Here is an 11980-nt window from a genome sequence, read left to right as displayed (position 1 = left end):
GCGTGGATTTAATAAATGTTTAAAGCAAAAAGTCATTTGGTTTGATGAGTTATGCTGAGTTACTTTTTGCTTTTTTTAAGTGCTTTTGGGGCGGCCACATTATTACCGTTACAATCAGAAGCTGTGCTCGCTACCTTATTATTAAAAAAAGAACACTCAGCTTTTCTTCTCATTTCTATTGCCACTTTCGGAAATGTACTGGGCTCGTGTGTTAACTGGTGGCTTGGTTTAAAAATAGAGAAGTTTAAACACAAAAAGTGGTTCCCAGTTTCTGAAAAACGCTTAGAACAAGCTCAGCGTTTTTATCATAAGTATGGGTTTTATTCGCTGCTTCTAAGTTGGACACCTGTGATTGGTGACCCAATTACTTTAGTTGCGGGCTTATTCAAAGAAAATTTTTGGCGTTTTTTAATTATAGTTTTGATTGCTAAAGCAGGACGCTATATTTTTATTTATTGGGTGATTGCAGATTTTATTTAAGATAAAAGCATCCGAAGATGCTTCTATTAAAACGATTTAATTAGTCTTCTGAGCTTTTAGTAATATCGACTTTAAATAGATCATTGGTTTTTAGCCAACAGAAGGTGACCACTGCAAGTGTCATACAACCACCAAAAATGGTCGCTGCAATCGTTCCTAAATATTTAGCTGCCAACCCTGACTCAAATGCACCAAGCTCATTACTTGATGAGACGAACATCCCGTTTACGGCAGCAACGCGTCCACGCATATTTTCTGGCGGAAAAATTTGCAAAATGGTTTGTCTAACCACAACTGAAATGCTGTCACAAGCACCTGTCATAGCCAACGCAAATAGTGATAACCACATGTTATTTGAGAACGCGAAAAGAATCGTGAAAACACCAAATCCTGCAACAGCAAGTAGCATGTTACGCCATGCATGCTGAGTTGGTGGGAAGCGAGTCAAAGCAATCATAGTGACGAGCGCTCCAATAGAGGGTGCCGCACGCAAATATCCCAGTCCTTCTGGGCCGACTTTTAAGATATCTTCTGCAAAAATTGGTAATAATGCGATGACTCCACCAAATAAAACAGAAGCTAAATCAAGAGAAATTGCCCAAAGAACAATTTTAGTTTTCCAGATAAAACGGAAACCATCTCCTAAACTTTCTAAAACATTAGCAGTTTCAATTTTAGGGAAAGTACGCTTATGCAATAGGTTAATTAAGATAAAACAAATAGCAAGTAAAACCGCAACACTAAATAAGCTTGTTTCTCGGCCTAAATAGGCAAGCATGAAACCACCAAGCATTGGCCCGATAATTACACCACTTTGCCAACCGATTGTCGTCCATGTTGCACCATTTGCATACAGTTCACGAGGTATCAAAAATGGTTTTAAAGACGTTGCAGAAGGATTGTAAAAGCCACGAATTGTACCCAAACCAAAAATAACAGCATAAATACCCCATGAAAGGAAATTTACGCTGATATGACCTAGACCATGCAGATGGAACAGCGACCATAGTACTAAAGGAAGAGGAACCGAGAAAAATAAACAGATTTTCATAATAATCTGTTTATTAAACCGATCTGCAAAATAGCCACCCCAAAGAGAAAGAGCAATAAAAGGAATGGCTTCTGCAAGTCCTATTAAACCTAGAGTCAGAGGATCTTTGGTGATTTGATAGAGTGAGTAAGCAACAATAATTTCTTGAATCAGAATTGCTAAAGTTAAGCAAAATTGATTAATCGTAACAATTGAGAAATCTCTGTAGCGTAAGGCAGCAAATGCATCATGTTTCTGCATTAGGAATATCGTATGTTGATAATTTGATCGTATTATAAATGGAAAAAAGCACAGGTGCTTTATTTATTATTGATATTGTTGGCACGGTTGAATTTGGAAAAGTCTTTCCTGCACTCATAAAAACAGTAACTAATAGTTTTAATTTTAGTCAGCATGCTATAAAATACGCGCTTCCTTACCTGCAGGTCGATTTTGCAATGGTGCAATCGCGCCGAACAGGTGCCTAAAAGAGGTTACTATGGCTAAGTTAAAAACTCGCCGTGGTGCAGCTAAACGCTTCAAAGCGACTGCAAACGGTTTTAAGCGCAAACAAGCATTCAAGCGCCACATTTTGACCAAAAAATCTGCTAAACGTATCCGTCAATTACGCGGCTGTGTAATGGTTCATGTTTCTGACATGAATTCAGTTCGTCGTATGTGCCCATACATCTAAGGAGATTATAAATGGCTCGTGTAAAACGTGGTGTAGTGGCTCATCGTCGTCACAAAAAAATTCTTGCTCGCGCTAAAGGTTACTACGGTGCTCGTTCACGCGTTTACCGCGTAGCGTTCCAAGCGGTAATCAAAGCTGGTCAATACGCTTACCGTGACCGCCGTCAAAAGAAACGTCAATTCCGTGCTCTATGGATTGCGCGTATCAATGCTGGTGCTCGTCAAAACGGTTTGTCTTACAGCCGTATGATCGATGGCTTGAAAAAAGCTCAAGTGATCATCGACCGTCGCGTATTAGCTGACATCGCTATGCATGATGCAGTAGCATTTGCTGCTTTAGCTGAAAAAGCTAAAGGCGCATTAGCTGCATAAGCTTAGAGATTCAAAGAAAGACCGCTTTTTAGCGGTCTTTTTTATTATTTATCTAAAGGCCAAAATAATAAGCCAAAGCACAAATAATAATCGTTAGAATAACCAGTTTAATAACGCCTGAACTAGTGCCTTTATGGTGCTGAGACTTGAGATGCTGTGGATTTTCATTTGATTGCTCAAATGGAGATGACTTAACTACAGGCACCATCTGAGCTGTCTGAAAATGGTTGGCAACTTTTACAATAAGCTTGGCAAACAAATCATCAGTTTTTTGTGTAAAGTTTCTTAAATTGATGAGTTGCTCTTGGTCTAGTTCTTCTCCCAAAGGATCATTTGCAAGGCGTTTCTTTTGTTCTAAATAATCAGCTAATGCTTGAGTACGATATAAAAGTTGATGGGCATAATCTGCGGGATAGCTCTCGGGAATTAATGCAAGTTTTGGCTCTAAGCTTTTAATATTTGTACCATCAAAAAGTGCATTTTGAAGTTCTGGCTCCTCAAAGCCTGCTGCATATTTACTACGAAATAATTCACTATCCATAAAATCAGCTATTTCTTGCCATGGCGGATTTTTTAAATCAGCTTCAATTTTTTTTGATAATTTTTCATTGAGTTCAAAACGCCAGAAAGTTTCTAAACGAAGCTCACAGGTTTGTGAGGCAGGGGCTTCAAACTCATTATCATTGTTATACCATTCGGCAAGCTCATGGCCAAAAATCCAAGCAAATTTCTTATCATTCTGATGGCTCACGATAAAATGAGTATAAGGTAAGAGCTCGACATTACCGTTTGGATTTTGCTCTTCATTGAGAAGGCTTGATAAATGTAAGCTGAGTTTTGAGGTGCCTTGTTTTTTTAATGCTTCTAGCCAGACTTGAAAGTGTTGGGCCAACAAATGTTGAGAAGTTAAGTCACGAAACTGAAAACTATGATGGTCGAAAATATGATGTTGTCGCCATTGGTTAAAGCTTAAATTCTGACGAAGGTATTCATTACCATATGTCACAAGCGTAAGTTGTTGTTTCCAAATCTGATTAAGCGCCATAATAGTTGATCTCATTGACGATGCTACTATCTTATACGTTTTATCTTTTTGTTGCCTAATACATTTTTCATGATGGATAAACTTCATCAATTCGATGAAAAACTGTTAGAATGCAGTGTTTTATTATATTTTTTAAATTTGTTGCTTTGAGAGTTAATATGTCACTGGAAGCCCTGACCACAGAAGCGCTTGCTGCCATTGCAGCAGCTCAAGACCTTGTTGCACTTGATCAGGTGCGTGTGCAATTTACAGGGAAAAAAAGCCAGCTTGCAGAACAATCGAAAGCATTAGGGAAAATGGACCCTGAAGAACGCAAAGTACAAGGTGCTGCGATTCATGCTGTTCGAGAAACAATTAATACTGCATTAACAGAGCGTCAAGCGGCACTACAACAGGCAGCACTTGCACAAAAGCTAGCAAGTGAAACGATTGATATTACATTGCCGGGCCGTGGTCAACGTATTGGTACAGTTCATCCTGTTACTCAGGTACAAGAGCGAATTTGTCAGTTCTTCACTAAAGCTGGTTTTACAGTAGCAACCGGTCCAGAAGTTGAAGATGACTATCACAATTTCGAAGCATTAAATATTCCTGGTCACCATCCGGCACGTGCTATGCACGATACTTTCTACTTTGATGCTACTCACTTGCTACGTACGCATACCTCTGGGGTACAGATTCGTACAATGGAGACGGGTGAGCCGCCAATTCGTATAGTATGCCCTGGCCGTGTTTACCGTTGTGATTCGGATCAAACGCATTCACCAATGTTCCACCAGATCGAAGGCTTATATGTTGCTGAGAACACAAGCTTTGCTGAATTAAAAGGTTTATTGATTAACCTACTGAATGAATTTTTTGAGAAAGATTTAAAAGTACGTTTCCGTCCTTCATATTTCCCATTTACAGAGCCTAGTGCAGAAGTAGATATCATGGATGAGCGTGGACGTTGGTTAGAAGTTTTAGGCTGTGGCATGGTACATCCAAATGTATTGCGTGCTGCGGGTATTGATCCTGATAAATACAAAGGCTTTGCTTTTGGTTTAGGGGTAGAGCGTTTTGCAATGTTGCGTTATGGCATTAATGATTTGCGTATGTTCTATCAAAATGATGTGCGTTTCTTACGCCAATTTGCCTAACATTTTTTCAGGATTAAAAAAGGTTTATAAAGATGAAGATTAGCGAAAATTGGCTACGCACATGGGTTAACCCGGCAATTGATAGTGAGACATTGTCTGATCAGTTAACTATGCTTGGTCTTGAAGTTGATGAACTTGCACCTGTTGCTAAGCCATTTACTGGCGTCGTGGTCGGCGAAGTTTTAACAGTTGAGCAGCATCCAGATGCAGATCGTTTGCGTGTAACGACAGTTAATATTGGTTCGGGCGAGCCTTTACAAATTGTTTGTGGGGCACCGAATGTTCGTGCTGGCATGAAAGCTCCAGTTGCAACGATTGGTGCTGTATTACCAGGTGATTTCAAAATCAAAAAAGGTAAACTTCGTGGAGTTGAGTCACAAGGCATGCTTTGTGGTGCTTCTGAAATTGATCTTGAAGATAAAATCGATGGTTTGCTTGAGTTACCTGCCGATGCTCCAGTAGGGATAAACATCCGTGAATACTTAAAACTCGATGATAACGTCATCGATATCAGTATTACACCAAACCGTGGTGACTGTTTCAGTATCCGTGGTATCGCTCGTGAGATTGCAGTAATTAACCAACTGCAAATGAATGAACCTGATATTAAATCAGTTGACGCGACAATTGCTGATGAGAAGAAAGTAGTGATCAGCACTGAAGGTGCTCCACGCTATTTAGGACGTGTAATTAAAAACGTTAATGTAAAAGCTGCTACTCCTGAGTGGATGGAGCAGGCTTTAGCTCGTTCAGGAATTCGCACGCACAGTATTTTGGTTGATGTGACGAACTATGTCCTTATGGAACTGGGTCAGCCAATGCATGCTTTCGATTTAGCTAAAATCGAAGGAACTGTACATGTGCGTCAAGCTCAGCCACAAGAAAAACTACAACTTCTTAATGATCAAGAAGTTGAGTTGCAAGAAGATATAATGGTGATTGCTGATGACCAGAAAGCTTTGGCAATTGCCGGAATTATGGGGGGGTTAGCATCAAGCGTAACTGATGACACAACTGACATTTTCCTAGAAAGTGCATTCTTCGCGCCACTTGCTATTGCTGGACGTGCTCGCCGTTTTGGCTTGCATACTGATTCTTCACAGCGTTATGAACGTGGTGTAGATTTTGAGTTGCCGTTAATTGCCATGAACCGTGCTTCGCAGCTTATTCAAGAGTTGGCAGGTGGTGAATTTGGTCCAATTACTGTGGCTGAAAAAACTGAAATTTTACCAAAGCGTGAAGCAATTGAACTGAAACAAGCTCAGGTAGACCAATTGTTGGGATATCAATTGACGGCTGATTTCATTGCAGATGCTTTAACTCGACTAGGGTGTGAAGTAACTGTTAAAGCTGAAGGTGAGTGGAATGTAGTACCTCCATCACATCGCTATGACATGGTTATTTATCAAGATTTAATTGAAGAAGTGGCACGTATTGATGGTTATGACAATATCCAAATTAGCTTACCATGCATGGATGTTCAATTAGCTAAATATCAAGACCGATTTGAAATTGCAGAGTTACGCCAAACTATCGTGACTTTAGGTTATCAAGAAGCAATTAGTTTTAGCTTTGCTGATGCAAAACTTGAAAAGCAATTGAACCCGCAAGTAAATCCGTTAATGCTAGCAAATCCAATTTCAAGTGATTTGGCTGCAATGCGTAGTACTCTACTTTCAAGTTTAATCCCTTGCGTACAATATAATCTCAATCGTCAACAAAGTCGTGTTCGTTTCTTTGAATTAGGACTTCGTTTTGATTATCAAAATGCTAAAAGTATTGAAGATCTAAAACAGATTCCAACTTTAGCTTTGGTTGCAGTAGGTTCACAACAATCTGAATCTTGGCATGTTAAGCCTCAGCCAATGGATTTCTTCGACTTCAAAGGAGAAATTGAAGAGATTTTAGCTGCTGGTCGTGTCAAAGTTGAATATGTACGTTCAGAGCGTGCATGGTTGCATCCAGGGCAGTCTGCTGAAATTTTAGTTGATGGGCAACCAATTGGTTATTTAGGCCGTCTGCATCCATCTTTAGAAAATGAGCTAGATTTAAGCACAACTTGGGTTGCTGAACTTAATCAAACAGCCGTTTTGCAATCTTATGTATCTAATTTTACAGAATTATCACGTTTTCCTTCGATTAGACGTGATATTGCGCTTTTAATCTCTGATAATATAAATGTTAGAGATATTCAGCAGTTAATCGAAAAAACTGGTGGAGAGCTTTTAGACTCTACATGGTTATTCGATGTGTATACGGGGCAGGGTGTCGAAGAAGGTAAGCGCTCATTGGCGTTTGCATTATTATGGCAACATCCTTCACGTACGCTTGAAGATGCTGAAATTAAATCTGGTATGGACAATATAATCCAAGTGTTGGAAAACACTTATCAAGCGACATTGAGGGCCTCATGACAGCATTAACTAAAGCAGACATGGCTGATCATTTAAGTGAGTTAACCAGCTTAAATCGCCGTGAAGCAAAACAAATGGTCGAGTTGTTCTTCGACGAGATTAGCCAAGCGCTTATTGCAGGGGAGCAGGTTAAGCTTTCTGGTTTTGGTAATTTCGAGTTAAGAGATAAACGCGAACGCCCAGGACGTAACCCTAAGACAGGCGAGGAAATTCCAATTTCTGCGCGCCGTGTAGTTACGTTCAGAGCGGGTCAGAAGTTTAGACAGCGCGTTGGAAATGAGCAGATCGATTGATCTGCTTTTTTTATATTTTAAATAGCTTTATATAGTTTCTTGGGCAGCAATATAGGACCGCTTAATCTTAGAAAATCAAAATTTAGATATAAAAAAAGAGGACAAAATGTCCTCTTTTTTATCTAATCTAGAATATAGATTAGTGTGCAGCAGAAGCAGCAGCAACGTCAGAAGCAGCAGCAGCAACGTCAGAAGCAGCAGCAGCAGTTTCAGAAGCAGCAGCGTCAACAGCTACAGCAGCTTCAGAAGCAGCAGCAGTAGCTTCAGAAGCAGCAGCTACAGCTTCAGAAGCAGCAGCAGGAGCTTCTTCTTTCTTAGAACAACCAACGAAAGCTAAAGTAGCAGCAACAGCAGCAGCAACAGCGAATTTTTTGAATAACATGGCATCACTCTCACAAAAAAGATTTGAGATTAAAAAAACCTAAGTTGGACTGTTTTGCTTTTATTATTCCTAAAACGTAGCTAGGTAACAACGCATGGAGCAGTCTAACTGGTCTGCCGCTATGCTATCACTGCAAATGCTGAAATACTACTGTCGTCTGTCAAAAAAACGTATGAAAAAGAGAAAAACAGACTGTTTTTTAACAGAAAAAAACAATTAATCAGCTCGTATATATTGGAAAAGGTAGAGGTAAGCTACTAAAAAAATTAAGCTTTTTTATGCAAAAATATTTATTATCAAAAACTTATAAATAATTTTACATAAAAATCAGCGAAATGTATTTTTGTGTAAAGCTTGTCAACCAAATAAAAAACCACTCAAAAGAGTGGCTTTTTATTAAGGTTTAAGCAATTAAGTTGAAGCTTTACGTTTCATTTGATCAAAGAAATCATCGTTTGTTTTCGTTTCTTTCATACGGTCAAGTAAGAATTCCATTGCTGCTAATTCATCCATAGGGTGAAGTAGCTTACGGAGGATCCATACTTTGCGTAATTTATCCTCATCCATTAAACGCTCTTCACGACGTGTGCCAGATTTTTTGATATTCATAGCAGGGAAGACACGTTTTTCAGCAATACGGCGATCAAGCGTAATCTCTTGGTTACCTGTACCTTTGAATTCTTCATAAATTACATCATCCATTTTACTGCCTGTTTCAATCAAAGCAGTAGAGATGATCGTAAGTGAACCACCTTCTTCGATATTACGTGCTGCACCGAAGAAACGTTTAGGGCGCTCTAATGCATGAGCGTCTACACCACCAGTTAATACTTTGCCTGATGACGGAATAACAGTGTTGTAAGCACGTGCAAGGCGGGTAATAGAGTCAAGAAGAATCACAACATCTTTTTTATGCTCAACAAGACGTTTAGCTTTTTCAATTACCATTTCTGCAACTTGTACATGGCGAGCTGGTGCTTCATCAAATGTTGACGCAATAACTTCACCGCGAACAGTACGCTCCATTTCGGTTACTTCTTCTGGACGTTCGTCAATTAATAGAACAATCAAGAATACTTCTGGATTGTTTCTAACAATCGATTGAGCAATATTTTGAAGTAACATTGTTTTACCCGCTTTCGGCGGTGCAACAATAATAGAACGTTGGCCTTTACCAATTGGCGCAACTAAATCAACGACACGAGCAGTTAAGTCTTCTGTCGTACCATTACCTAATTCCATAACCAATTGTTCGGTCGGGAAAAGGGGAGTTAAGTTTTCAAATAAAATTTTATTACGAGAATTTTCTGGCGTGTCGTAGTTAATCTGGTTAACTTTGAGCAACGCAAAATAACGCTCACCTTCTTTTGGAGGGCGAATAGTACCTGTGATGGTATCACCTGTACGCAAGTTAAAGCGTCGGATCTGTGAAGGGCTCACATAAATATCATCCGGACCTGCTAAATACGAACCTGCGGCAGAACGCAAAAAACCAAAACCATCAGAGAGAATTTCGAGAACGCCATCACCAAAAATTTCTTCGCCATTCATTGCATGGCGTTTCAAAATGGCAAAAATAATATCTTGCTTTCTGTTACGAGCCATACCTTCCAGGCCCATAAATTCAGCAATTTTAATTAGTTCGCCGATTGGTTTTTTCTTGAGTTCAGTTAAATTCATAAGGGTCAGAATTAGGAAAGAGTAGAGTGTGGTTTAAAAAGAAGAAAAATCGCTCGCATACAAAAAAGATTATCGCAATTGTATTTACACAATAACAATTCAGAAGTCTGATTAATTGTTTCGAAGAGAAATGTGAAAAAACAATTTCTGTTGCCGAGTGGCGATCTTTATGTTTGTGTCTTGTAAGAAGCCGGACGAAGATGATTCCCTTCAGTGCCTCTTGAGCATGCAATATAAGCCAGCCTAGCAAATTTGTCAATTTATAGGCGAAAAAAATACGCTATAAAAAAGTATAGCGTATTTTCTTTTTTAGCATTTTGACTTAAACATTTTCATCAATAAAGCTAACAAGTTTAGAGCGAGGTACAGCACCAATTTGTTGAGCTACAACTTCACCGTTTTTGAAAAGTAGTAAAGCAGGAATGTTACGGATGTTGTATTTCACTGCTGTATCTTCGCAAGAAGTCACATCAACTTTAACAATTTTTACTTTACCTGCATATTCACTTGATAGATCTTCAAGAACAGGTGCGATTGCTTTACAAGGTGCACACCATCCTGCCCAGAAGTCAACAAGTACAGGGGTTTCAGCATCTAAAACATCTGCTTGGAAGTTATCATCAGTTGTATTTACAATAGTCGCAGACATGGTACGGCTCCAATTTTTAGAAAAAAGTGCTATTACAGGAGAAATTATCTCTATCAGTATTACATAGCTACTTAGTTCAATGTAAGGGTTTGATGCTATTATTCAAGGCTTAACTAAATTTGTCTAATGGATGCTCACGATATTCATCATCGACTTGTACAATCAACTTATAAATAGAAAAATTTAAATGACAGCTAATTGTTGATGAAAATGGCTTTTCAATTGCATTCTTGTGAATTACTCTAGGCGTGAATTGTTATGGGTTTAGTTCAATAATGTCTGATTTTCTGATTGATGAAGAATTACTTGCCGCCATAGATATGGGGTCGAACAGTTTTCACCTTGCAATTGCACGGGTAGATCATGGCGAAGTTAAAAAAGTTGCTTCGATGTCAGAAAAAGTACAGCTCGCAGCTGGTTTAGATGAGAATAAAAACCTAACGGAAGCCGCTCAGCAACGAGGCTTAGCCTGCTTGGCGCGTTTTGTAGGGAGATTAAGTTCTGTTCAACCAAATCGCTTACGAATTGTGGCGACCAATGCTTTGCGTCAGGCAAAAAATGGCCATGAATTTATTCAAAAAGCAGCAGAAATTTTGCCTAAACCTATTGAAATTATTGCCGGACGAGAAGAAGCACGCCTGATTTATCTTGGCGTATCGCATACCATGGCAAATGGTGGTCGACGTTTAGTTGTAGATATTGGTGGTGGTTCTACTGAGTTCATTATTGGTGAAGAGTTTGAGCCTATTTATACAGAGTCATTGCAAATGGGATGCGTGGCTTATACAAAAGCCTACTTTGCCGATGGCGAAATCACACAAAAAGCCTTTGATAAAGCAGTAGTTGCTGCCCGTAAAGAACTTTCAGCTATTGCAACAACGTATAAAATGGAAGGTTGGGATACTGTCGTTGGTTCTAGTGGAACGATTAAAGCTTGCCGCCAAATTATGGTGAATATGGGCTTGAGTGATGAGCAAGAAAACGTCACTCGAGAAGGGTTATATAAACTCAAAGATAAATTACTTAAGTTTAAAAATATTTCTGAAATTGATTTTGAAGGGTTAAGAGAAGACCGACGAGCAGTTTTGCCAGCCGGATTGGCAATTTTGTACGCAGTTTTCGAAGTTTTAGAAATTGATCGTTTGGCATATTCTGATGGTGCATTACGTGAAGGAGTCATGTATGACCTATTAGGTCGTTTTAAACATGAAGATATCCGTGATCGTAGTGTACAAGCCTTAATGGGACGGTATAACGCAGATCCAAAACAAGCAGAACGAGTTGTAAATACAGCACAACAATTATTTGATGGTGTTGCAGAATCTCTTAATTTAACCAGTGAAGACAGTGACTTACTGCGCCGAGCTGCCTATTTGCACGAAATTGGTTTAGCAATTAGTCATGGTGGGTATCACCGTCATGGTGCTTATTTATTGCAGCATTCTGATATTCCGGGCTTCTCACAAATTGATCAAAATCACCTTTCACATTTGGTCGCTCACCACCGTCGTAAATTGCGAAATGATGTAAAAAATGAAATTTTGAAGGCTGGTGGTCATAAATTACTTTATCTATGTTTATTACTTCGCCTAGCAGTTTTACTCAACCATAGTCGAAGTGATCAGATGCTTCCTGCCATTGAACTGACCATCATAAATGATCAACAATGGCAACTTAGTGTTTCTGGTGATGCCAAACAATGGCCATTGTTAGTTGCCGACTTGCATGATGAGCAAGAGCAGTTTAAGCATTGGGACATTGAATTGAATATTCAGTCGGAAAAATTTATCGATTAAAGGGATA

At 39.2% G+C, this 11980-nt stretch carries 14 protein-coding genes; 9 read left to right on the top strand and 5 right to left on the bottom strand.

Going from position 1 to position 11980, the window contains the following annotated elements:
• Positions 1–51: 51 nt before the first annotated feature.
• Positions 52–480 carry a YqaA family protein gene (locus tag J663_RS09270; protein ID WP_033849281.1) on the top strand — a complete coding sequence of 143 codons (429 nt, stop codon included), beginning with the start codon at positions 52–54 and terminating at the stop codon, positions 478–480.
• 40 nt (positions 481–520) lie between these two features.
• Here the strand turns inward: J663_RS09270 and nreB are convergent, their stop codons facing one another.
• Complete coding sequence (gene nreB / locus J663_RS09265) at positions 521–1771, bottom strand: nickel resistance MFS transporter NreB (protein ID WP_032062465.1); 1251 nt, start codon at positions 1769–1771, stop codon at positions 521–523.
• Positions 1772–1809: 38 nt separating this feature from the next.
• Here nreB and J663_RS09260 point away from each other — a divergent pair, with 38 nt between their 5' ends.
• The 3 genes from J663_RS09260 to rplT are packed head-to-tail and all read left to right on the top strand — an operon-like array spanning position 1810 to position 2575.
• A complete protein-coding gene (locus J663_RS09260) occupies positions 1810–1998 on the top strand; it encodes a hypothetical protein (protein ID WP_033849278.1) in 189 nt (62 codons plus the stop codon).
• 11 nt (positions 1999–2009) lie between these two features.
• Positions 2010–2204: a 50S ribosomal protein L35 gene (gene rpmI, locus J663_RS09255; protein ID WP_002054552.1), complete on the top strand. Its 195-nt coding sequence runs from the start codon at positions 2010–2012 to the stop codon at positions 2202–2204.
• A gap of 11 nt (positions 2205–2215) precedes the next feature.
• A complete protein-coding gene (gene rplT, locus J663_RS09250) occupies positions 2216–2575 on the top strand; it encodes a 50S ribosomal protein L20 (RefSeq protein ID WP_000124858.1) in 360 nt (119 codons plus the stop codon).
• 52 nt (positions 2576–2627) lie between these two features.
• On the opposite strand, the gene J663_RS09245 is transcribed toward rplT, so the two are convergent.
• Positions 2628–3620, bottom strand: a complete 993-nt coding sequence (locus tag J663_RS09245) for a hypothetical protein (RefSeq protein ID WP_033849275.1) — start codon at positions 3618–3620, stop codon at positions 2628–2630.
• A 158-nt stretch (positions 3621–3778) separates the two neighbouring features.
• On the opposite strand from J663_RS09245, the gene pheS reads away from it, so the two are divergent.
• The 3 genes from pheS to J663_RS09230 are packed head-to-tail and all read left to right on the top strand — an operon-like array spanning position 3779 to position 7466.
• The gene (pheS, locus tag J663_RS09240; RefSeq protein ID WP_033849273.1) at positions 3779–4759 is read left to right on the top strand and encodes a phenylalanine--tRNA ligase subunit alpha; all 981 of its coding nucleotides are present in this window, start codon (positions 3779–3781) and stop codon (positions 4757–4759) included.
• A 32-nt stretch (positions 4760–4791) separates the two neighbouring features.
• Positions 4792–7173 (top strand): phenylalanine--tRNA ligase subunit beta, encoded by a 2382-nt coding sequence (pheT, locus tag J663_RS09235; protein WP_033849272.1) that lies wholly within the window; start codon positions 4792–4794, stop codon positions 7171–7173.
• Entirely contained in the window at positions 7170–7466 is a 297-nt protein-coding gene (locus J663_RS09230; RefSeq protein ID WP_000126166.1) for an integration host factor subunit alpha, read from the top strand. The genes pheT and J663_RS09230 overlap by 4 nt, the downstream gene beginning before the upstream one ends.
• 139 nt (positions 7467–7605) lie before the next feature.
• On the opposite strand, the gene J663_RS09225 is transcribed toward J663_RS09230, so the two are convergent.
• The gene (locus tag J663_RS09225) at positions 7606–7848 is read right to left on the bottom strand and encodes a hypothetical protein (RefSeq protein WP_017387628.1); all 243 of its coding nucleotides are present in this window, start codon (positions 7846–7848) and stop codon (positions 7606–7608) included.
• A 94-nt stretch (positions 7849–7942) separates the two neighbouring features.
• Here J663_RS09225 and J663_RS18885 point away from each other — a divergent pair, with 94 nt between their 5' ends.
• Positions 7943–8068 carry a hypothetical protein gene (locus J663_RS18885; protein ID WP_002117184.1) on the top strand — a complete coding sequence of 42 codons (126 nt, stop codon included), beginning with the start codon at positions 7943–7945 and terminating at the stop codon, positions 8066–8068.
• Between the two features lie 191 nt (positions 8069–8259).
• Here J663_RS18885 and rho read toward each other — a convergent pair whose 3' ends face one another.
• Together rho and trxA are read right to left on the bottom strand one after the other, a co-directional pair.
• Complete coding sequence (gene rho / locus J663_RS09220; protein WP_002117304.1) at positions 8260–9528, bottom strand: transcription termination factor Rho; 1269 nt, start codon at positions 9526–9528, stop codon at positions 8260–8262.
• A 322-nt stretch (positions 9529–9850) separates the two neighbouring features.
• A complete protein-coding gene (gene trxA, locus J663_RS09215; RefSeq protein ID WP_002054512.1) occupies positions 9851–10177 on the bottom strand; it encodes a thioredoxin in 327 nt (108 codons plus the stop codon).
• A gap of 275 nt (positions 10178–10452) precedes the next feature.
• Between trxA and ppx the strand changes: the two genes are divergently transcribed.
• The gene (ppx, locus tag J663_RS09210) at positions 10453–11973 is read left to right on the top strand and encodes an exopolyphosphatase (RefSeq protein ID WP_033849270.1); all 1521 of its coding nucleotides are present in this window, start codon (positions 10453–10455) and stop codon (positions 11971–11973) included.
• Positions 11974–11980 lie beyond the last annotated feature (7 nt).

This window comes from Acinetobacter sp. 826659, from assembly GCF_000588515.1.
Lineage (GTDB): Bacteria > Pseudomonadota > Gammaproteobacteria > Pseudomonadales > Moraxellaceae > Acinetobacter > Acinetobacter pittii.
The sequence above is the reverse complement of the archived record's forward strand: the minus strand, read 5'-3'. Positions and strand labels throughout refer to the sequence as shown.